The organism is Halobacillus sp. A5, from assembly GCF_024189315.1.
In the GTDB taxonomy this organism is placed as follows: Bacteria; Bacillota; Bacilli; order Bacillales; family Halobacillaceae; genus Halobacillus_A.
Map to the genome: position 1 here is coordinate 296,555 of NZ_JAIZEO010000003.1, position 21,253 is coordinate 317,807.

At 41.5% G+C, this 21,253-nt stretch carries 18 protein-coding genes; 13 read left to right on the forward strand and 5 right to left on the reverse strand.

All coding sequences use genetic code 11. The features are described from left to right. The 8 genes from LF822_RS13310 (at position 1) to LF822_RS13345 (ending at position 8,389) form a co-directional block, all read left to right on the forward strand. Positions 1-849 carry an energy-coupling factor ABC transporter ATP-binding protein gene (locus tag LF822_RS13310; RefSeq protein WP_253924554.1) on the forward strand — a complete coding sequence of 283 codons (849 nt, stop codon included), beginning with the start codon at positions 1-3 and terminating at the stop codon, positions 847-849. After that, positions 833-1,699: a nucleoside phosphorylase gene (locus tag LF822_RS13315; protein ID WP_253924555.1), complete on the forward strand. Its 867-nt coding sequence runs from the start codon at positions 833-835 to the stop codon at positions 1,697-1,699. The genes LF822_RS13310 and LF822_RS13315 overlap by 17 nt, the downstream gene beginning before the upstream one ends. 27 nt (positions 1,700-1,726) lie before the next feature. After that, positions 1,727-2,518 (forward strand): MTAP family purine nucleoside phosphorylase, encoded by a 792-nt coding sequence (locus LF822_RS13320; protein ID WP_253924556.1) that lies wholly within the window; start codon positions 1,727-1,729, stop codon positions 2,516-2,518. Between the two features lie 6 nt (positions 2,519-2,524). Continuing rightward, entirely contained in the window at positions 2,525-3,946 is a 1,422-nt protein-coding gene (locus LF822_RS13325) for an amidohydrolase family protein (protein WP_253924557.1), read from the forward strand. A gap of 11 nt (positions 3,947-3,957) precedes the next feature. After that, a complete protein-coding gene (locus LF822_RS13330) occupies positions 3,958-4,563 on the forward strand; it encodes a class II aldolase/adducin family protein (RefSeq protein WP_253924558.1) in 606 nt (201 codons plus the stop codon). Positions 4,564-4,581: 18 nt separating this feature from the next. Next, complete coding sequence (mtnA, locus tag LF822_RS13335; RefSeq protein WP_253924559.1) at positions 4,582-5,649, forward strand: S-methyl-5-thioribose-1-phosphate isomerase; 1,068 nt, start codon at positions 4,582-4,584, stop codon at positions 5,647-5,649. Between the two features lie 772 nt (positions 5,650-6,421). Further along, the gene (cysQ, locus tag LF822_RS13340; RefSeq protein WP_253924560.1) at positions 6,422-7,195 is read left to right on the forward strand and encodes a 3'(2'),5'-bisphosphate nucleotidase CysQ; all 774 of its coding nucleotides are present in this window, start codon (positions 6,422-6,424) and stop codon (positions 7,193-7,195) included. Between the two features lie 387 nt (positions 7,196-7,582). Continuing rightward, positions 7,583-8,389 (forward strand): alpha/beta fold hydrolase, encoded by an 807-nt coding sequence (locus tag LF822_RS13345; protein ID WP_253924561.1) that lies wholly within the window; start codon positions 7,583-7,585, stop codon positions 8,387-8,389. 76 nt (positions 8,390-8,465) lie between these two features. Here LF822_RS13345 and LF822_RS13350 read toward each other — a convergent pair whose 3' ends face one another. Continuing rightward, positions 8,466-9,059 (reverse strand): YdcF family protein, encoded by a 594-nt coding sequence (locus LF822_RS13350; protein ID WP_253924562.1) that lies wholly within the window; start codon positions 9,057-9,059, stop codon positions 8,466-8,468. Positions 9,060-9,132: 73 nt separating this feature from the next. Further along, positions 9,133-9,858 carry a metallophosphoesterase family protein gene (locus LF822_RS13355; protein ID WP_253924563.1) on the reverse strand — a complete coding sequence of 242 codons (726 nt, stop codon included), beginning with the start codon at positions 9,856-9,858 and terminating at the stop codon, positions 9,133-9,135. A gap of 181 nt (positions 9,859-10,039) precedes the next feature. Between LF822_RS13355 and LF822_RS13360 the strand changes: the two genes are divergently transcribed. The 3 genes from LF822_RS13360 (at position 10,040) to LF822_RS13370 (ending at position 12,895) form a co-directional block, all read left to right on the forward strand. Continuing rightward, entirely contained in the window at positions 10,040-10,825 is a 786-nt protein-coding gene (locus LF822_RS13360) for a zinc ribbon domain-containing protein (protein WP_253924564.1), read from the forward strand. Positions 10,826-10,840: 15 nt separating this feature from the next. Further along, positions 10,841-12,220 carry a TcaA NTF2-like domain-containing protein gene (locus LF822_RS13365; protein ID WP_253924565.1) on the forward strand — a complete coding sequence of 460 codons (1,380 nt, stop codon included), beginning with the start codon at positions 10,841-10,843 and terminating at the stop codon, positions 12,218-12,220. A gap of 96 nt (positions 12,221-12,316) precedes the next feature. Next, positions 12,317-12,895, forward strand: coding sequence for a YdhK family protein (locus LF822_RS13370; RefSeq protein WP_253924566.1), 579 nt, complete (start codon positions 12,317-12,319; stop codon positions 12,893-12,895). A 45-nt stretch (positions 12,896-12,940) separates the two neighbouring features. Here the strand turns inward: LF822_RS13370 and LF822_RS13375 are convergent, their stop codons facing one another. Beyond that, positions 12,941-14,329, reverse strand: a complete 1,389-nt coding sequence (locus tag LF822_RS13375; RefSeq protein ID WP_253924567.1) for a hypothetical protein — start codon at positions 14,327-14,329, stop codon at positions 12,941-12,943. Between the two features lie 234 nt (positions 14,330-14,563). Between LF822_RS13375 and LF822_RS13380 the strand changes: the two genes are divergently transcribed. Further along, positions 14,564-16,471: a BglG family transcription antiterminator gene (locus LF822_RS13380; protein WP_253924568.1), complete on the forward strand. Its 1,908-nt coding sequence runs from the start codon at positions 14,564-14,566 to the stop codon at positions 16,469-16,471. A gap of 99 nt (positions 16,472-16,570) precedes the next feature. After that, on the forward strand, positions 16,571-18,502 hold the full coding sequence (locus LF822_RS13385) for a PTS fructose transporter subunit IIABC (RefSeq protein ID WP_253924569.1): 1,932 nt from the start codon (positions 16,571-16,573) through the stop codon (positions 18,500-18,502). Positions 18,503-18,691: 189 nt separating this feature from the next. On the opposite strand, the gene melA is transcribed toward LF822_RS13385, so the two are convergent. Then, on the reverse strand, positions 18,692-19,993 hold the full coding sequence (melA, locus tag LF822_RS13390; RefSeq protein WP_253924570.1) for an alpha-glucosidase/alpha-galactosidase: 1,302 nt from the start codon (positions 19,991-19,993) through the stop codon (positions 18,692-18,694). 78 nt (positions 19,994-20,071) lie between these two features. Further along, complete coding sequence (locus LF822_RS13395) at positions 20,072-21,127, reverse strand: LacI family DNA-binding transcriptional regulator (RefSeq protein ID WP_253924571.1); 1,056 nt, start codon at positions 21,125-21,127, stop codon at positions 20,072-20,074. Positions 21,128-21,253 lie beyond the last annotated feature (126 nt).

Below are 21,253 nucleotides of genomic sequence, written 5' to 3' on the forward strand. Positions count from 1 at the left end.
ATGGAGCCGTATATTTCAGTTATGAACGTTTCTCATGTCTACTCGAATGGGGTTACTGCGATAAAGGATGTAAACCTTGATATTTATGATAATGAAGTTGTGGCGATCTTGGGTAGTAATGGATCTGGAAAAACGACGTTAGTCAAACATTTTAATGGACTGTTAAAACCAACAAAAGGAAAAATTACGATCGGTGGATTAAGTACAAAGAAAGAGCGCATATCAAAGTTGTCGAGCCTGGTAGGTTATGTGTTTCAAAATCCAAACCACCAGACATTTTTACCGAAAGTCAGTCAGGAACTTGAATATGGTTGTAAGAACCTGAACATGTCAGAAGAGGAAATTGAAGAACGAGTTAATAAAGCAATTGAACTCTTTGAGTTGGAGGATTATTTAGATGAGAATCCATTTGATCTTAACTCAAGTCAAAGAAAAGAGGTAGCTATGGCTTCTATTATGGCGATTTCCCCTCAGGTAATCGTGTTAGATGAGCCAACGACAGGCCAAGATCATAAAGGATGCGAAAGAATCCTTCATCTAGTAAGAATGTTCCGCCAACACGGACATATTGTCGTCTTAATCACACATGATATGAACTTAATTGGAGAATTGAATTGCCGAACCGTCGTTATGCATCAAAGCGAAAAGGTGGCTGATGATCAAGCCGACGTCGTATTTGCGGATAAAGGGATTATGGAATTGGCAGGACTTCAGCCTCCCCAGATTACTTCACTAACTAACAAACTGCCTTTTTTAAATAATAATAAAACCTATTTAACTGTTGAATCAGTATTACAGTCAATAAAATGCAATCATAAGGAGGAAGTCAAAATTGCTACAAGAACTTAAATGGAAGTCTAAAGCCAATCGACCTGAATTAGAGGACCAATCTCAATATCATATTCGCTGTAAACCAGGAGATGTAGCGAAATATGTTCTACTGCCCGGTGATCCGGAGCGTGTCGGACAAATGGCTGAGCAGTGGGATGAAAAAGAGCACATTGCTACTTACCGAGAGCATGTTACATACACCGGGAAAGTCGGTGGAGTAGACATTTCAGCATGTTCAACTGGCGCTGGAGGTCCTTCGACAGCGAGCGCTTTAGAAGAGTTAGCGGAGATAGGTGCAGAAACTTTTATTCGTGTAGGTACCTGTGGAGCTATGCAGGAAAAGATTAATCCTGGTGATCTCATCATATGTGCTGGTGCTGTTCGTTACGACGGAACGAGTGACCAGTATGTTGATGCAAAATATCCGGCTGTTGCAAATCAGGAAGTTGTCATGGCTTTAATTGAAGCGGCGGAACGTTTAGGAGTTACGTATCACGTTGGAATAGGTTACACGTCTGCTTCCTTCTTTTGCGGACAAGGACGCCCAGGGTTTAATAGTTACAATCAAAGTTTCATGAACACGATCATGGATGATATGCAAAAAGCAGGGGTCTTAAATTTTGAAATGGAAGCAGCTGCAGTTTTTACTCTAAGCAGTTTGTTTAACTTACGGGCAGGTGCTATTTTTACAGCCGTGGCCAATCGAGTTAAAGATGAGTTTGCTTATAAAGGGGAAGGTGTAACACAATCTATCGCTGTGGCTACAGAGGCTACTAAAATATTAAATGAATGGGATGAGATTAAAAAGAAGGCCGGTAAACCTTATTTTTTCCCTTCATTATTATCGTCAGTTGAAATACTTAAATAATCCGAGAATCTCTAGGAGGAAGAACATATGAAAATAGGTATTGTTGGAGGAACAGGCTTTTACAATCTAGTCGAAGGTATGGAACAACAAACGGTTTCTACGGAATATGGCGAAGTTACTATCTTTGCAGGAGAACATGCTGGAAAAGAAATTTATTTCCTTCCTCGACATGGTAAAACTCACGATAGCTTAGCTCATGAAATTAACTATCAAGCGAATATGCTTGCTCTTAAAGAGTTGGGCATCAAACACGTGGTCGCAATGTGTGCAGTGGGTTCGTTAAATCCTAATATACCAGTGGGAGCTTTAGCACTGTTGGATCAATTTATGGATGTGACGACGAAGCGCGTGACAACTTACGGGAAATACTCTGTGGAAATTACCCAGCCTTATTGCCCAGACCTCAATCAAAGCTTCTTGAGTGCAGCGGAGGAGTTAAATTATGATATTACACCAAAAGCCAACTACATTTGCGTAGATGGGCCACGCTATGAGACATCTTTAGAAATTAACGTTTATAAACAGTGGGGGATGGATGTAGTCGGTATGACCAATGCAACCGAAGCCATCTTAGCCCGTGAACTTGGACTTGCATATGCCGTTGTTACCATTTCAACAGATTTAGCAGCTGGTACAACAGATGTCCCGCCAGATCTTGACACCCATAAAAATGTAGTGAAAGACAACCAGGAAAAGATCCGCGACCTTTTCCTTAAGACGATCGAGCTGATTTCTGATGAACGTCCTTCCATTGCACATGAGGCATATGAAAGAGCATTGGCAGCGCGTAAAGAAAAATTAGAAAAATCCAGCGTGTAAAGACCGTTGTCCGTATGGATCAAAAATGCTGAGATTGTAACAATGGATGAGGCGCAAGGCATTATAAAAGGAAGCTTACTAATAGAAGATGGAACAATTACTGGAATCTATCCACATGAACAGGAAGCTGATGCGCCCTTACTTTCGGCAGTGGAGGTAATTGATGCAGATTGGAACCTATTAATACCAGGGATGAGCAATGCCCACTATCATTCCTATTCCAACCTTCTTAAAGGAACGAGAAGTAACTTGCCCTTAGAACTCTGGTCTTTATATACAATTGCATATGGTCATTCATTAGATGATGAGGATATCTATCTGGCCGTTCTACTTGGAGCAGCCGACATGATACGGAGCGGCATCACTGGCTGCATTGATCATTTTCCTCACTTACTTCGAGTGAATTCTGCTCTGCGAGCTTATGAAAAGTCTCAAATGAATGTGACAATTGCTCCGATGATTCAAGATGTTTCTGACGAGGAGTTTCTAGGTTTTTCGGACAAAAAATCTAATCTATTGGGAGACCTTTCAGAAATAAGAGATTTCTTCAGCAATCTATTTCATAACTGGCATCTAAAAAATGAAAAGATTGAAATTATGTTGGGGCCTAACGCGCCCCAAAGATGCAGCCAGCAAGCGTTAAGGTTATGCAAGGACTTAAGTGATCAATTTGGTGTGAATGTTCATACACATTTATTAGAAACAAAGATTCAAAAGGTTATAGGGGATAGAACATACTCTAATGGGATGCTCGGTCATTTAAATGAAGCAGGTTTGCTAAACCATAAGCTTTCAGTGGCTCATGCGGTTTGGTTAGACTATGAAGAAATGGATTTATTAAAAGAAAAGAAAGTTTCAATAGTGCATAACCCAGCCAGTAATATGACTTTAGGTAGTGGAGTTGCCCCTGTCTCTAGGTTTATGAAAGATAGAATGTTAGTCGGACTCGGATCAGATGCTTCTAATTGCGGAATTAGCCATCGTTCCTTTGAAATGATGAGACTTTCACTCATGTTGTCTCGAATAAATTCTCGAAATTATGAAGAATGGCTCGAACCAAGTGATGTTTTTAAGATGGCCACACGGTCAGGTGCCAATATAATTAGTGGAAGCAAACGAGGAAAAATCGCTGAAGGTTATGATGCAGATCTGGTCCTTATTAATAGATCGTCAAGCTCTTTTATTTTGAACGAAGACCTTATTTCCCAACTTGTTTTTTATGAAAATGGGGAGTCTGTTGAGGCCGTCATGATTAAAGGGGCGTGGGTATATTGGGAGGACAGGATACTCGCTTTTGATGAGCAGGAAGTTATTCGTCAGGTTCAAGAGAAATCAAGTGAATTGAGGAAAAAGGTACAAGGCGCTCTGTCAGAAGCAGAAAAGAAAAAACGAATTTTAGAAAATTTTTATCGGCAATTTTATAACTAGGAGGGTACATGATGAGTTTAGACCTATTAAAAAAAGAACTTCAATATGTGTCTCATAAGGTTTACCAAAAGGGGTATACACAGGCCACTGGAGGTAATATTAGTGTCCGAATTCCAGGTTCAGATCATGTATTGATTAAACGGAGTGGAATTAGCTTAGGGGAAGTTAGTAGAGAAGATGCTCTGATTGTCGATATGGATGGCGAGGTTGTCGAAGGTCAAGGCAAACCATCAAAGGAGATTGGTTTTCACTTAGGCATTTATAAAGTGCGTCCTGACGTTAATGCAATTGTGCACTGCCATCCTAATTATTCGATCGGATACGCTTGTCTTGGAGTTGAGCTCCCACTGCCAACGGTGACAGCTCAAAAACTATTAGGACATGTTCCTATAGCCGAAGTTGCTCCGTCTGGTTCAACTGATTTGGCTCAGCACGTAACAAATGTCTTTAAAAAGTATCCGGACATTAAAATTTCTCTTATGAGAAATCACGGTGTTTGTTCTGTAGGACCTACGTTAGAAGCGGCTTATAATGTAGTCGATCTTGCCGAGGCAACAGCCAAGCAGTCTTTCATTCTTTCACAGCTACGTGTTGGAGAAAAAAGCGCGGTGACTTAATAACAAAGGAGGGGTATTATGCGGCCAATTGAGCAACTTGTACAACAATATAAAGATAGGGAACTGGCGCTGCCTATCTGGTGTGAAAACGGAACTTTAAAATTAATTGATCAAACTAAGCTTCCTTTTAAAGAAGAGGTTTGTCAGATTGCGAGTGTTCACAAATTGGGAGAAGCTATCTCCTCCATGAAGATTCGAGGATCAGGTGCTATTGGGATATGTGGAGCATATGGTATTTTCTTAGCTGCTTTACAAACCAATGGTGACCCTCAAAAAGTAAAGAAAGCTGGAGATTTTTTAAAAAGTACCAGGCCTACGGCGGTAAACCTTATGAAAACTGTAGATGAGATGGTGAAAGAAACTAAAAGTTCTGGACAAAATCTCATTGCAAGAATGGAAGAAAAAGCTGTAGAAATACTTAACAGGCAGTTAGATTTTGAATACCAACTTGGAACTTACGGAGCTGAGGTCATTAACGATGGCGATACTATTATGACGCACTGCCACTCAGGGGCCTTCGGGGGAGCTGGATACGGAGGGAGAGCCCTCTCTGTTATTAGAACAGCCCATGAACAAGGAAAAAAAATTCATGTATATACGTGTGAGACACGTCCTTACTTACAAGGGGCTCGAATTACAGCATTAGAACTCAAGAAATTTGGTATCCCCCACACTTTAATCACTGATAATATGTCTGGGTTTTGCATGAGTGAAGGATACATCGATAAAATTGTTGTTGGGTCCGATAGGGTAGCAGCCAATGGAGACTTAGCAAATAAAGTGGGTACTTATATGCATGCTATCGTGGCTCAAGCTAATAACATACCTTTTTATACAGCAACTTCCAGCCATACCATTGACTTTAATACGCCAAGTGGAAGAGATATTGAAGTTGAAATGCGTAACGCAAGTGAAGTCACACATTTTAATGGTATGCCTATAGCTCCGGAAGGGACGCAAGCGTTGTATCCTTCTTTTGACATAACGCCAAGTTCGTTGATTTCAGGAATTATTACGGAAAAAGGTATCATTTCTAAACCATTCGAGACGAATTTGAGAAAAGTAAGCTCTAAGGTGATAGTTTAATTTTATTGGGTGGGGAGGAGATTAAATGGATGATAAAAGATTCTTTCTTACAATGGTTACAGGAACCTGATGAAAATTAATTAAATCGTCTTTGCCTGCCCTCTTGTTTAACCCGACTTGGAGTAGCGTGAAAAAATTATTGAGGTTCTTTGTATGAGATTCCAGTAAACAGGATGAACAAGAAATTTTAAGATTATATTAATTAGGAATTCTCCATAATCTTTATGAATTTATTCATGTTACCCATTAATCTGATAAATATGAACGGTGGGAAAGTGGAGTAGAATAGCCCCTTACACGTAGTAAATTTCTGTTCCACAGAACCCGGTTCTGTGGGCTTTTATGTATGGATAAGATGTTGATATGTACCTTATTTTAAGAAAATAATCATTGAGATAGGTTTTCTTAAAAAATACAAGGAAAGAGTGTTTCCGATTGTTTAAAAAATGTAAAAAAATTCGAGATTTCTTCTCTTGCAGACTATTTTAGAACTTTTACCACCGTTTGCCATTGTTGATGAAGATATGAAAGGGTAAAAACATAGGACTTCTTTTCTCTCAGAAGGTTGTAATAGTGTTCGTAAGGGTGGGTGCTACATGTATTTTGAAACCTCGACATTTATTAAAGGAATTGATGTAAAAAGGTAAATGAAAGGAGCGATAATGTTTGATGCAGTGAATTTTTTATGTTTCTATTAATAATAAAAGAAGTAAGAAACAAAAATCGTCAGCGATCCGCAGCTGGCGTTTTTTCTAATAAAGGAGGAAATTCTATGAAGCATGTGATCCAGGCCGCTTTATCAGCAGGAAAAGAAATTATGAAAATCTATGAAACTGAATTTGACATTGAATACAAAGAAGATGACTCCCCATTAACGACGGCAGACAAACGAGCACACGACGTGATTAAAACCACGCTTCAGACACAATTTCCAGACCTTCCGATTTTAAGTGAAGAAGGACGGCACCTCACCTACGAGCAGCGAAAGGATTGGAAGGAATTCTGGCTGGTTGATCCAATAGACGGGACGAAAGAATTTATTAAAAAAAACGGAGAATTCACTGTGAATATCGCACGTATTTGTAAAGGACGACCTGTTCAAGGTGTTGTGTACGCACCGGCTCTGGACACGTTATATGTTGCGGATGAATCAAAGGGAGCGTATAAGGTTGAAGGCGTGCTGACAGGCGGAAATGTAAAAGTCCAGCCTCTACCGCTGCCTCGTGAAAAGGATATCACCGTCCGGGTAGTGGCCAGCCGTTCTCACATGTCAGCAGAAACGGCCGCTTTTATTGAAGAATTAAGATTTAAATATAAAAAGGTAGAAACTATTTCAGCGGGCAGCTCTCTTAAACTATGTTTGATTGCTGAAGGAAAAGCGGATTTCTACCCACGCTACGCTCCGACTATGGAATGGGACACAGGAGCAGGGCAGGCCATCGTAGAACTCTCAGGAGCCAAAATGGAAACCGCAGCAGAGAAAAAAACACTCACCTACAACAAAGAAAACCTAAAAAATCCATGGTTCCTCGCCTACAGGAAGTAAAAAACACGCTAAGTTAACATCTCACCTTTTTTGCGTTTTTTGTACCGTTTTTTTGTACCGGGTACACTCATCGTTAAACGGCGTACCCGGTACAAAAAAACTGTCAATAATTGAAATTTAATGAAGTGTCAGCTATGAAATATAGATTTTGCCTTTGAGAAAAATGAAAAAGTGCCTGTACCCAGTACGGATGATAGTAAGGAGTGTACCGGGTACAAACTTATCAAAAAAAGCAGTCGAATAAAGCTAAAGCACCTCCTGCAGCTTAAGCCATGCTTCAGGAGGTGCTTTTTTTCTTTTTTCTCTGTGTACCCGGTACACAAACATATTCCTCTTCCTCAATGAATATTTTAAATTGATGATTCTTTTTGAAGGGGATGGTAGAGGGTGAACTATTTAAGTATAGATGAGAAAACGAAGCTTTTTTATGAAGGGGAAGGCGTGGGACAAACTGTCATTTTTGTTCATGGAGTGATGATGAGCAGTCGTTTTTTTCGTAAGCAGTATCCTTATTTTAAAGAGAAGTACAGGACGATCCTATTTGATCTCCGGGGGCATGGGGAATCAAGTAAAGTAGAATATGGGCACACTGTAGCCAATTATGCCCGGGATCTTAAAGCTTTAATTGAGCATTTGGATTTGGAAAATGTCATTTTAGTTGGATGGTCTATGGGGGCTTTTGTCGTATGGGATTATATCAATCAGTTTGGAACAGAAAATATCAAAGCGGTCACGGTCGTTGATCAATCACCGTCTGATTATCTTTGGGACGGTTGGGAATATGGCGCATTTAACTTTGAGGCTGTTAAAGGTGTAATGCAGGCGATTCAAGAGGATCAAAAAGGATTTAACAGCGAATTTATTTATGGAATGTTCAAGGATAAGCCGGCTGAAGAGGTACACGGATGGATCCTTGATGAGATGATGAAAGTACCAGCTTCCATAGCGAGTACGATCGTTTTTAATCAAACCGCAGTGGATTACCGTCACACACTCTCGAACGTTGATGTGCCAACGCTAATTTGCTTTGGACGTGATGATAAGTTCTTCCCTGTGGCAGCGGGAGAATACATTCAAAAAAGAATCTCAGGCTCAAAGCTCGTTCCATTTGAAAATAGCAGCCACTGTCTGTTCCTGGAGGAGCCGGACAAATTTAATAAAGAACTGGATCAATTTTTTCAGAGTCTGCAGTAAACCTTGTGTACCCGGTACCACACAATTTCAAAGCTGTACCGGGTACACAGAGAAAAAAGAAAAAAACTGCTTATTGTCAGCTGCTTCCGAATATGAGGATGGGGAGGTAGCCGAATATTTTGATCCATTCGCTGAATGTGGTTTGTGTTTCTTGTTTGGACATGCCGTCTTCGAGGTCATAGTAGGACGGTGCAGGTGAGAAGGTTAGGGTCAGATCCTCTCCGCTGTACACTCTTTCAAATACGAGTTTGCTTCGAAGGGAGTGGTAATTACTTGTGACTACAATGGCTGACTTTAATTCATGCTCTTTCATCAGGTCCTTGGTGTATCCAGCATTTTCATACGTGCTTGTGGCTTGTTCTTCTGAGATAATGTCTTCTTCCTCAATTCCTGCCTTCATCGCTTCCTCAGGCTTCGTTCCCGATTCTGTAGAATTTGACAAAATGATCGTTTCCGCTTTCCCTTCCTCATAAAGCTTAGCTGCATGCTTAAGCCTGTCCTCATTCCCGCTGAGTACAATAACCGCATCAGAAGGTTCTGCATTTTCTTCAATTACCAGCCATTTTGGACCGAAAATAGTCAATACTACAGCAACGATTATGAGGATAAATAACGGAATTAAAAAAAATCCGCGCAGGAATTTCTTCGCGATTTTTGTGTGATCAGCCATAATGTGTAAGCGTCCTTCCCGTTCTGCGAAATAAAAGCTGGATCAAAGTAATCCTTGACCCAGCTCGTGATGGTTAGTCATTTACAGATGCATTCATCAATAATTTCATTAGTAATTCTTTCTGAGGATAGCCTGATTCTTTTACATCTTCGACGAGCTCCTCCAAATCATAATTTGTGCGAATGATTGAAGTCTGTACGCCTCCGTCCTCAACGTCGACCATTGCATAGGAAGGCTGAGCCAGTCCGTCAAAAGGAAGTCCCACGCTCCCCGTATTAATGATGATCTTACCATCGATGTGCCGGATATAGGGTTTGTGAATGTGACCATACACATAGATGTCTGCCATTTCATTTGTCATGAGCCGCTCCTTCATCGCATCTTCCGTTTCAGAAGGCAGGACGACCTCAAACAAATCTTCAGGCGTCGCGTGATAGCCATGAACGTGAACGCCTTCAAAGTCTTCGTTGATTTCATCATCCAGGTTATCTAGATAGGAGATGGCCTCACTGCTCATCTGCGAGGAAGACCAGTCTTTCTCTTCATTCATATCTTCAAGAACTTCTGCAGGAACCTCGCCCTCCTGAACGCCGCGCACGATCCACTCGTCGGCATTACCTTTAATGACTTTGGCGTCAAGCTCCTGAATCATCTCGACGCATTTTTGCGGCTCCAGTCCCCGGTATGAAAGATCTCCAAGAACAAATAATTGATCAACGCTGCGTTTATTAATGTCTTCTAGTACAGATTCAAGGGCACGTGCATTACCGTGTATATCTGCTATAAATGCTAATCGCATAACAGTCTCCTTTTTTTGCATGATTTTAATCCTTATTCCCTTCCCGTTTAAATCAAAACTCTTTTACTTTCTTAATTTAATATTACCATTTAACAGAATTCTTAGTTCTTAACTCATAGGTCTTGTACGTATACATACCTTATTGAGCCAACAAAAAAATTCTAATGCAGAGGATGATTCAATGAAATGTTCAAGCTGTCAACATGAGCAGCCAGCGGGGAATTTCTGTGGTGTGTGCGGTACTCCTTTTTCACAAGTAGAGGCCGCGTCTCCTACTACCGCGCTGGCAACGGTTGAAACTCCGAACGGCGCAATGAAGAACGTCCGTAATTACTGGAACGATTCTCTCCGGTATATCCGTCAGCCTTTAGAAGCATTCCGAACACCAGCCTCGGGATTCACCCAGGGGGTAATCACTCTTTTACTTTATATGGTTTCCTTCACACTCAGCCTTTACTTTTTATTAAATTCTTTTGCTAAGGTGTTCGGTTCGTCCTGGCTTTATACTGGTGATCCGTTTGGGCCGTCCCAGTCGCTCCCTTTTTACGAGATAAACTCGCGCGTCTTTCTTTTCTCCCTGGCAGGCGTTGTGATCAGTCTGCTTGCCATCGTAATGGTAACAAAGCTGCTTAAGTATCCCTTCTGTGTAAAAACGCTCACAGCCCAATATGGCGCTTTACTTACACCACTTCTCCTGGTCAACGTCATTTCTATCTTATTCGCTTTAAGCGGGACAGCAGCCGTGACGCTCTTTTTGCTGAGTGCTTCTATGTTCTACGCCTTGCTCGTTGTCCCGATTCTATTCATTTACCACCAGGGCTTATCGAACCGCTCATCGGCGCACGTGTTCTATGGAAGTATCGGCACTAGTGTCATTATTTTATTTTTTTCCTATTTCTTCTGGAGATGGCAGCTTATCGAAAAATTAAGTGAACTACAAACCTATTTGGAAGGAATCCCATTTTAAAAAGGGGGGAGTTCTTTGAATTTTTGTACGGAATGCGGACATACCTTATCTCAAGACCAGCGATTTTGTATTCATTGTGGTATTGAACAGCAGTCCTTATCAAGAAAAACACGAGCGCGCAGCAAACCATTACAAAAAAGGACAAAAATCACAATCGGAGTAGCTGCCGCTGCGGCCCTCCTGTTATTTGGAGGACACCTATTTCTATCGAATAAATACGACCCGATGGCTGTCGTTAAAGAGCTGGACGATACCTTTACTGAAAAAGATGCTGAAGCATTTTTTGATTCCATTGAACTTGAGGAAGAGGCGTTATTAAATAAAAAAGAGTTTCTCGACTATATTGATCAGTCCGGCTGGGAGGATATTCGTAAGCAGATGGTGGAAGCAGTAAATGAAAAAGAGTTGAAACGATCGATCAAGGATTTTGACGGCCATGAGCTGTTCATCTTAAAAAAAGAGCCCCGGCTTGCTGGTTTATACCCTATTTATAGAATAAGTGCTGAGCCTGAGCCGGTGAAAGCCGAGACGAATTTGGCACCGATGGTTCTTGAAGTGGGGGAAAGATCGATTGAGCTTGAGAACAAGTCTCTGACCGAAGCTGCTCTGGCCTATCCAGGCTCTTATAATGTAAAAGGCACAGCTGAGAATGAGTTTGGTCGTTTTCACTACAATGAAGAATTGTATGTGTATCCCAGTGAAGATCTTCCTTCAGAGATTTTGATTACTTTCCCGGAAGAGACCTACTCTATTCGAACGAACGAGTCCGACGCTACTCTCTTTATTAATGGCAAAAGTACGGGAAAAACGTTGAGCGAATTTGAAGAGCTCGGTCCGTTCCCTGATGATAAGGAAGTGTGGATGTATGCGGAACGTACGAATAAAGATGGAGAAACTGAAAGGACCGAAGAAATCAGCCAGTATTACAATTACTGGGGGTCGCTCGCATTTGAGTTTTATGAATATGAAGATTATGAACAAGACAATTTCATGGAAGAGGAAGAAGTTTCAACAGAGAATGATGACATGACCAAAGAGGCAGGAATCTATGTGGAGGAATTTAGAGAAGCTTATGAAGATGCCTTAAACGCTGCTGACTACAGCTACATTTCCTCCTATTTAGAAGAAGACAGCGATGCAGCGTTTGAACTTGAGGATTATATTAGTGAAATTGATGGACAGGACTATGTTTTTACTTTTATTACGAATGAAGTCCAATCTACTGAACAGATCGATGAGGAAACTTATATCGTTACGACGAATGAATTATTTGAATTTATAAACAACAAAGGAGAAGAAACCTACTATGACCGAATGAAGGATTATACGCTTACCTCATCCTCAGAAGGGTTGAAAATCACCAGCATTACTATTAACGAGACGATTAGAAATTAATTTCATAGAAAAGTTTTCCTCTCTGCACAATTCATGCAAAATTCCAGGGTAAACTGCAAATGAATAATAATTTCTAGTTCAGAGAGGAAGATCAGGATGAAACAGTGGAAATGGATATTAAGTTCGCTAGTTCTGGTTTCTTTAATAACGTTAGCTGCATGCGGCAGTGATAATGAAGAGTCCGCCGATGAAGAAAGCGAACAAGAATCAGGGGAAGAAGAAATGGATCACAGCGACATGGATCATTCAGGCTCCGGAGAAGTTCCTGAGGGGTTAGAAGAAGCGGAAGCTCCGACTTTTGAAGAAGGTGATAAGGCCGTTATCACAGCTTCCCACATGGAAGGTATGGACGGAGCAGAAGCCACGATTGCTGGAGCTTACAGCACAATAGCCTATGTCATTTCTTATGAACCCACAGACGGAGGGGAACGTGTGGAGGATCACAAATGGATTGTTCATGAAGAAGTCGAAGACGCCGGAGATGAACCGTTTGAATCTGGTGATGAAGTAACGATTAATGCGTCTCATATGGAAGGAATGGAAAGGGCAGCAGGTGAAATTGAATCAGCTGAGGAAACAACGGTTTATATGGTCGATTTCACGCCTGCAGATGGAGGCGAAGAAGTAAAGAACCATAAATGGGTAACTGAAAGTGAATTGGAAGAAATGGAATAACGCATGATGAAAAAAGCTGAGGAAGCGTCTGCTCCCTCAGCTTTTCTATGCTCGTTTGACCATATCTACGTATAATTTTTGATACGCTTTGTGTTCGTCGATCATGCCGACTTCATGATACAGCTTCGACAGCCACTGCACGGGACCCGGGTCTTCATTATTTAACTCCATTTCCCAGCTCATGCATTCAATCGCCTTCTGAGGCTGATGAAAATAGTGGTACAGCTCGCCTAGCCTTAGCTGCTGATTCGGATCTTCAATTAATTCGTTCATTTCTTTCACCTTCGCAAGCAATGGCCTAGCAACCGTTATGTTTTGAAGGGAGTCCCCCCATTTTTGGACCTCTTCAGGTGTCCGGTCCGCCAGCATTGAAGAGAAAGCTTCATATAAAATCGTTCCCGCCTGCCTCTCGTCAACAGAATCACAAACGGTCAGCAGGAGCCTTTGCAGCCCTTTTGGAGTAAGCGTCCCCGCAGAGAAATCCTTCTCCTTCACAATTTCAATCATCCGTTCCGCCTGGTCAGGGTGCAGCGCCAGGTCCTGCTCGCAAATAAGCTGAAGTGCAGGTTCAAGCTCCCCTTTTTGTAGACGTAAGTTAAGAACGTCTTGTAAAAAAGAATCCGCGGTAAGTCCTCGGTCTGCAAGCTCTTCCGTGAAATGAGATTCCTGCTCAGGCATATGTTCATGGATGAGACCACTTAATTTGAGGTAGTCATTCTCGAGTCGGCTATGCTCCGCAAGACGAATGTGCAGGGCAATAAGGTCGATCTGACGGTTTTGTTTATTATAAAGCTGATCAAGTGTTTGAAAGGAAGCTTGGGCAGGCAGTGAGGCAAACGCCTGTTTTTCTACATATATGGGGTCCCGGCTAAGCACCGAGTTATCGTTTGATTTATAGAGATCTCTATATTTAGTAAATTGTAAATCACGGGTGAAGGAGTGCGTAACACTATGGTCTGGTGCCAAATCTTGAAGTATATGGAGGATGCGGTAACATGACAATAATTTACCATCACGGCGGTTCTGATAATAAAGCTTCTTAATGAGGTGGACAAGCTTCTCTTTCATAATAAAACCTTCAAAATAAGTAGCAATGAGGGCGGTCTCTTGTAAAGAGCAGTGCTTTGGAAGCAGGGCGAATAAATCATTGAAACTTTTTTTCTTAAAAAGGGTGGCTGAAAGCTGGGAATCTATCAGTGGATGGGGCGGAGTGAATGTGATGCCGTTCTTTATAGCATTGGTTATGTGTGGATAAGCGGTGTGTGGCTTAGGAGTCACGTAATTTAAATACTGATCTTCATGAAAGAACACACAGTACTTCTGGTTATAATCGTCGGCAGCTTCAATAATGCGGCTTTGTTTATAAATGATCATTCGTTCAACTGTCAGGCTGCGTGTTTCTTTCTTATCTTTGATTGTGATCGTTTGGGTCATTCGTGATCCCTCCTCAATCTTTCTTTCACCATACCATTATATAAGCCAGGCATCAATAGGATCGACTCTGCATTAAATGACAAAGGAATGTGGTTGTTGCTGTTAAAGTCTTCTTGTCCGGTCCTGCCAGCGGTATAAATCGGAGGAGATGACTTAATAAATTTAATCGATACCATATCACTCCTGTGTTTGTTAGAATGAAAGTGGTTTCATATTTATGAAGTAGGTGCGGAAATGAATGAACGACAAACAGAATTACTTAGAAAGCTAATTGTTCAAACTAACGACGTGTTTCATGTCAATGAACTTGCGGGAGAACTAGGCTGCTCAGAGAAAACACTGCGTAACGATTTAAAAGCGGTAGAAGGTTTTCTGCAGAGCGGGGCTAGGATCGTCCGGAAGCCAGGAGTTGGTGTATACCTTAAAGCTGGTGCTGAGGAGAAGTCCCGGTTGTTTCAATATTTGAACCAATCAGAATCGAAATCGGATAAGGACCGGATTCTGGAACTGGCGTATCGTCTGCTTACAGAGGAAAAAGCGTTGACGTTAACGCAGATGGCTGAGCAGCATTACAGCTCGGTCCCGACGATAAAGAAGGATTTGGATTTAATTCATCGCTGGCTCGGAACCTTTGAGCTGGAGCTGGTCACGAGGCAGAGAGTGGGAAGCAGTATAGAGGGAAGAGAATTAGATAAGCGGAATGCCCTTGCCCATCTACCGGAGCTTGTCTCCTCTGCAGGAATCTCCAGCGATTATGTGCTGCATCTTTTTCCAGCCTATGAAGTTGACGTATTTAAACAGGCTTTAAAGAGGATGCAGACAATATTTGAAGTGGATTTCACGGAGGCAGAATTAGAAAGTCTGCTTATCCATGCGTTAGTCATGATGAAACGGACGAAGCAGCAGTCAGCGATTAAAGTGAGAGCTTCAGATAAACGGGCAGTGGAGGGTTCTTTAGAATATAAGATGACCGATTGGCTGTTCACACGTATTGGGGAAACACTTCGGCTGACTTTTCCAGTGGAGGAAAAAATATATTTCACGTGGCATGTTGCCAGCTGCAAGAGAGAAGGTTACCCTTCCCGTCCGGTCAATGATGGTCTACTTAAAGAAGTGACAGAACAACTGACCTTTCAGCTCCAGATTATGACGATGATGAATTTTCGTAACGATGAATTGCTCGGGGACGGGCTGCGTATTCACCTTGATTCTACCATTCACCGCGTTCGTCACGGATTGATGATTCGTAACCCTATGCTTCAGGATATTAAGAAAATGTATCCGTATATGTTCAGTATGGTCGTTCTGGCGTTAGAAGAAGTTAACAACAAGCATGACTTGAACATACCGGAGGACGAAGCGGCTTATCTTGTTCTTCATTTCCAGGCCGCTGTTGAACGACTGGAGAAGAAAAGGGATACGTCCAAGAGGGTTCTAATTGTATGTGAGTTAGGTATAGGAATGTCTCATCTTTTACAAGCGAAGCTCGAGCAGGCCTATCAAGGACTTAAGATCATCGCATGTGTTGCTGAAAGGGAGGTTGAGGAAATGGTGAAGGAGCACCCAGTTGATGGAGTGATTTCAACTAAGCCCCTCGGTTTATCTCATCCACCGTCCATTGTCATTTCCCCTTTGCTGGAATCCAAGGACAAGCAGAAGGTAGACCAATTCTTAGAAAAAGTAGACCGAAGAAGTCTGCCGCTCAGCAGCAATGAGACGCTTGTCCCCTATTTACAGGAAGAGTTCACTTATCTGCAGGTAAGAGCGGAACACCCTTATCAAGTAATTGAAATGCTGGCCAATAAATTGAAAGAAGCAGGGAAGGTGACAGAATCCTTTGCTCATCGAGCGTTGTTGAGAGAACGGTCTTCTTTTACTTCCATTGGCGGAGGTATTGCCATTCCTCACGCTCATCCGGAAGAAGTGCACGAATCGACCGTGGCGCTGGCGGTATTAGACGAGTCAATCGAGTGGGGGAAAGAGAGAACATCGGTTGTGTTTTTACTTGCGGTTTCACAAAAAGACCAGGCCCTGACCCGTCCGCTCATGAATGCAATTTCTAAATTAAGTGAAGACTATAGGTGTGTTGAGAAGCTTAAATCCGCATCTAATTTCCAAGAAATAATAACAGTGCTTACGTAGTAATTCATTTTTACCACAGCTCCGGTAAAAATGAATTGTTTTTTTTGTCGAAAAGATGACTTATGATGAAGTCAGGTAATAAAGAGAGGGGTTTATACTATGAAAATACTTGCTGTCACTGCTTGTCCAGTAGGCATTGCCCATACGTATATGGCTGCAGAGAATCTGCAGAAGGCCGCAGATGAGCTGGGCGTAAAGATGAAAGTGGAAACGCAGGGATCGATTGGCGTTGAAAATGAACTGACCGAAATAGAGATTGCCGAAGCAGATGGTATCATTATTGCCAGCGATAAGGATGTGTCTAAAGAAAGGTTCGGAGGAAAACCATTGCTTGTAGTCGGCGTACAGGAAGGCATACGCGAACCTAAGCAGCTGATTCAGCGGATTATGGACAAAGATGTATCCGTTTACAAAGGGGACATGCCATCAGCAGATACGGTGAAGCAAAAGAAAAAGGATAAAGAAAATCCAATCTACCGTCATTTAATGAATGGAGTAAGCTACATGATTCCTTTTATAGTAGTCGGCGGACTGCTGATTGCTATTTCACTGGCTTTAGGTGGAGAGCAGCAGGCAGAAGGAATTATTATTCCAGATGATTCCTTTTGGAAGCAGATTGAAAACCTGGGTGCAGCTTCCTTCAGCTTTATGGTTCCGATTCTGGCGGGCTTTATTGCTTATAGTATAGCGGACCGGCCGGGACTGGCCCCGGGGATTATTGGGGGATACATTGCAACAGACGGAAGCTTTTACGGCAGTGAAGCTGGAGCAGGATTTATCGGTGGGATAATTGCTGGCTTTCTAGCCGGATACGTGGTCTTATGGATTAAAAAAATTAAAGTACCTCAGGCCGTGCAGCCGGTTATGCCGATTATCTTTATCCCGATATTAGGTTCATTAATTGTTGGGCTGCTGTTTATTTTTGTTATTGGTGCGCCTGTGGCCGGTATATTTGAAGGTCTGACGGCATGGCTTGAAGGAATGCAGGGAACAAGTGCAGTACTATTAGCGTTAATTTTAGGTGCGATGATTGCGATTGATATGGGAGGACCTTTCAATAAAGTAGCTTTCTTATTCGGTTCTGCAATGATCGCTGAAGGAAACTACGAGATTATGGGGGCCATTGCTGTGGCGATCTGTATTCCGCCGCTTGGAATGGGCTTGGCAACCTTCATAAATAAGCGTAAATATCAGCAGGCAGAGAAAGAAACAGGAAAAGCCTCCTTTACAATGGGGCTGTTTGGAATTACCGAAGGAGCGATTCCTTTTGCTGCCCAGGATCCATTCCGTGTGATACCTAGTATCGTTACAGGCTCAATGGTAGGTGCAGTTATCGCAATGTTAAGCAGTGTAGGAGACCGTGTCGCGCACGGCGGACCTATTGTTGCAGTACTTGGAGCTGTAGATAACGTCCTTATGTTTTTTGTAGCGGCAGCCGTTGGTATGGTGGTCACTGCCTTTATGGTTAACTTTTTGAAAAAGGATGTAGCGGCAGCGGCCGTACCTGTAGATGAGGAAGCAGCTAAAACAGATGAAGCTGTTGTCAAAGATAAAAAAGAAGAACACACAGAAATTCATAAACTGACAGATATCACTACTCCTGAATTGATCGATATCGATTTAAAAGGAGAAACACGCGACGACGTAATTGATGAACTGATTGGTACTTTAGACGCCAATAATGTCCTGCAGTCACCTGCTCAATTTAAAGAAGCGATTATTAATCGTGAGAATGAGAGCACAACCGGTCTAGGGATGAACATTGCAATTCCGCATGGAAAGTCATCAGCCGTGAAGAAGCCTGCAGTCGTATTTGGAATCAAACGTAACGGAGTTGACTGGGGAAGCATGGATGGAAGTGATGCTAAGCTTATCTTTATGATTGCTGTGCCGAAAGAGCGCGAAGGAGATGATCACCTGCGAATTCTTCAAATTCTTTCGCGCCGTTTGATGGATGAGGAGTTTAGAGAACAGTTAATGAACGTGGAGACTAAGGAAGAAGCGTATCGATTATTACAAACGATAGAGTGATTATTAGTCCTTGCAGGAAACTTTCCTGCAAGGTTTTTCTTTAGGTGAAAATAATTAGTTCCTTTGAGTAACGGAACTAATTAATAAAAATTTTAATGCGTTGATAGGAAGAAATGACAGAGGAATACACAAAAAGACGATTGAAGAGGGAGGAGCTCCTCCCTCTTCAATCGTCTTATAATAATAGTATTACTTATATTCAGGAAGCCAGTCACCGTGAGCTTCGATAAGTTCATCACACATAGCCGTTATATCATCCATAGAAAGTTCTGCACTCGTATGAGGATCAAGAAGAGCTGCCTGGTAAATATGTTCCTTTTTACCTGTAACTGCAGCTTCGATTGTTAATAATTGTGTATTAATATTCGTACGGTTAAGTGCTGCAAGCTGTTCCGGCAGTTCTCCGATATAGGTTGGAAGAATTCCATTTCGGTCAGCTACACAAGGTACTTCTACGCAGGATTTTTCCGGGAGGTTCGATATAAGGCCTCCGGTGTTCATTACATTTCCCCCAAATTTAAAAGGTTCGTTTGTTTCCATAGCTTCGATGATACGTGAGCCGTATTCTTTGGACCGTTCGTGTGACAACTGGGAGTTATGGACGATTTCGTCACGCATGTCTTCCCATTCTTTAATTTGATTGACGCATCGGCGTGGATACTCATCTAAAGGAATGTTAAAATGTTCAATTAGTTCAGGATATTGGCTTTTTATAAAATAAGGGTGATATTCAGCGTTATGCTCTGAAGATTCAGTGATATAATAGCCAAACTTATCCATCAATTCAAAACGAACCATATCATTATGCTTTTCCTTCTGTTTTTCTTTGGCACGTTTCTTAATTTCAGGATATAGATCTTTTCCATCCTTTTTCACTTCTAAAAGCCATGCCATATGGTTGATTCCGGCAATTCGCTCTTCAATCCCAGAATGATCCATATCCAAAGCTTCAAATAATTCTTTCGTACACGCTTGAACACTATGACAGAGACCGATAGTTTTAACGTTTGTGTGGCGGTTCATAAATCCTGTTAATGCGGCCATTGGGTTAGTATAGTTTAACAGCCAGGCATTAGGACAAACCGTCTCAATATCTCTGGCGATTTCGAGCATTACAGGGATCGTACGCAATGTTCGAAAGATCCCTCCAATACCGATTGTGTCCCCGATCGTCTGGTGTAAACCGTATTTTTTAGGAATGTCAAAATCGATGACCGTACTCGGCTTATACCCGCCTACTTGAATGGCATTAATAACATATTTAGCATCAGCCAATGCTTCTTTTCGGTTAAGGTAGGATTCAATTTGAATCGACTGATTATATTTCTGTGCCAGGTTTTGAAGCATTTGCTCTGATTCTTTCAATCTTATTTCATCTATATCGTGAAGGGCAAATTCAAATCCTTCAAGTGCAGGAACAAACAGGCAGTCCCCGAGAATGTTTTTTGCGAAAATAGTGCTTCCTGCTCCAATAAACGTAATTTTTGACATTTATATTCCTCCTATAAAAAATAACTTAGTTAAATCGCTTGATACATTTGATAAAAAAATTGGCTGTAAATTAAATTGCTAATGAACAACTGGAGTTTTTATTGGTGCGGACGATTCACGAAATTGAATTTTGCACGGGTGTATAATTTTTGTTGGAATTTCTCTACCTTCCATGCGTTCATTTAATAATTTGACAGCCGAATTTCCCATTTCTTCTGAAAAAACCTTAGCTGTGGTTAATGGGGGAGTTAAGTAACTTGCCAGTTCTATATCGTTATAGCTGACAATAGATATATCCTCCGGGACCTGTAACCCAGATTCATGTAAAGCACGCAGAGCCCCGGTTGCGAGTGGATCACTGGCGGTAATAAATGCAGTAGGAAGCTGCCCTTTCTGAATCGCCTTCATCATTAATTGATAGCCGTCATCAGTCGACCAGTCCCCTAAATATACGTGTTGATCGTTGTAAAAACCTTTTGCTGCCATTATTTTTTTGTACGGTAAGAATCTTAATTTTTCCAGATTATCTATGCGTTCAAGTTCTGTATATTCAGAAGGGGAGTGGATAATTTCCTGTCCTCCAATAAACCCTATCTTTTGATGTCCTAATAATAGTAAGTGTTCCAATAACCGAATGGTTGCCCCGTAAAGATCGGGGGTTACGCTGTCGAAGACTTCCACTCCGGGTGATTCATCAATAAACACAACTCGGTTATGCTTTGAATAGATTTGCTCGACCGTCTCCGGGGGAATATTCCCTACTACTATGACTCCATTGAGGTCATTGAGATTCGTTTCCTCCTCTATATTCTGTCCTTTCCTAATAACTCTTGAGATGTTTATTTGTAATCGGGCGCATTCCGCCTCAATTCCCCTCCTGATCTTAATAAAATACTCATCTTCAAATTCATAGTCCTTTGAACAAAAAATCATCAAGCCGATCGATTTTTTTGTGTGAAATGAATAAGATTTTTTCTTGAGTGTTAAAGACATATAATTTAATTTTTCAGCAGATTCATAGATACGTTCTCTAGTTGAATCAGCAACAGATAAGGTATCGTCCTCACTTAATACTCTAGAAACGGTCGATATTGACACGTTCGCATCTTTTGCTACGTCCTTTAAACTTGCCATTTGACACCTCCACTATTTTACTAAAATTTACTTATCTTTTAAGTTATCATACATTAACTATCAACACAAAACAATTATTTGTTTTTATTAATTAATCAAGGTCAGTTATTGGTTTTAACTATGAGT

Bases quoted from the DNA above. Each gene is read 5' to 3' on its own strand.
- LF822_RS13310 (WP_253924554.1), top strand. From the start codon at position 1: ATGGAGCCGTATATTTCAGTTATGAACGTTTCTCATGTCTACTCGAAT.
- LF822_RS13320 (WP_253924556.1), top strand. From the start codon at position 1,727: ATGAAAATAGGTATTGTTGGAGGAACAGGCTTTTACAATCTAGTCGAA.
- LF822_RS13330 (WP_253924558.1), top strand. From the start codon at position 3,958: ATGAGTTTAGACCTATTAAAAAAAGAACTTCAATATGTGTCTCATAAG.
- mtnA (WP_253924559.1), top strand. From the start codon at position 4,582: ATGCGGCCAATTGAGCAACTTGTACAACAATATAAAGATAGGGAACTG.
- cysQ (WP_253924560.1), top strand. From the start codon at position 6,422: ATGAAGCATGTGATCCAGGCCGCTTTATCAGCAGGAAAAGAAATTATG.
- LF822_RS13350 (WP_253924562.1), bottom strand. From the start codon at position 9,059: ATGGCTGATCACACAAAAATCGCGAAGAAATTCCTGCGCGGATTTTTT.
- LF822_RS13355 (WP_253924563.1), bottom strand. From the start codon at position 9,858: ATGCGATTAGCATTTATAGCAGATATACACGGTAATGCACGTGCCCTT.
- LF822_RS13360 (WP_253924564.1), top strand. From the start codon at position 10,040: ATGAAATGTTCAAGCTGTCAACATGAGCAGCCAGCGGGGAATTTCTGT.
- LF822_RS13370 (WP_253924566.1), top strand. From the start codon at position 12,317: ATGAAACAGTGGAAATGGATATTAAGTTCGCTAGTTCTGGTTTCTTTA.
- LF822_RS13375 (WP_253924567.1), bottom strand. From the start codon at position 14,329: ATGACCCAAACGATCACAATCAAAGATAAGAAAGAAACACGCAGCCTG.
- LF822_RS13380 (WP_253924568.1), top strand. From the start codon at position 14,564: ATGAATGAACGACAAACAGAATTACTTAGAAAGCTAATTGTTCAAACT.
- LF822_RS13385 (WP_253924569.1), top strand. From the start codon at position 16,571: ATGAAAATACTTGCTGTCACTGCTTGTCCAGTAGGCATTGCCCATACG.
- melA (WP_253924570.1), bottom strand. From the start codon at position 19,993: ATGTCAAAAATTACGTTTATTGGAGCAGGAAGCACTATTTTCGCAAAA.
- LF822_RS13395 (WP_253924571.1), bottom strand. From the start codon at position 21,127: ATGGCAAGTTTAAAGGACGTAGCAAAAGATGCGAACGTGTCAATATCG.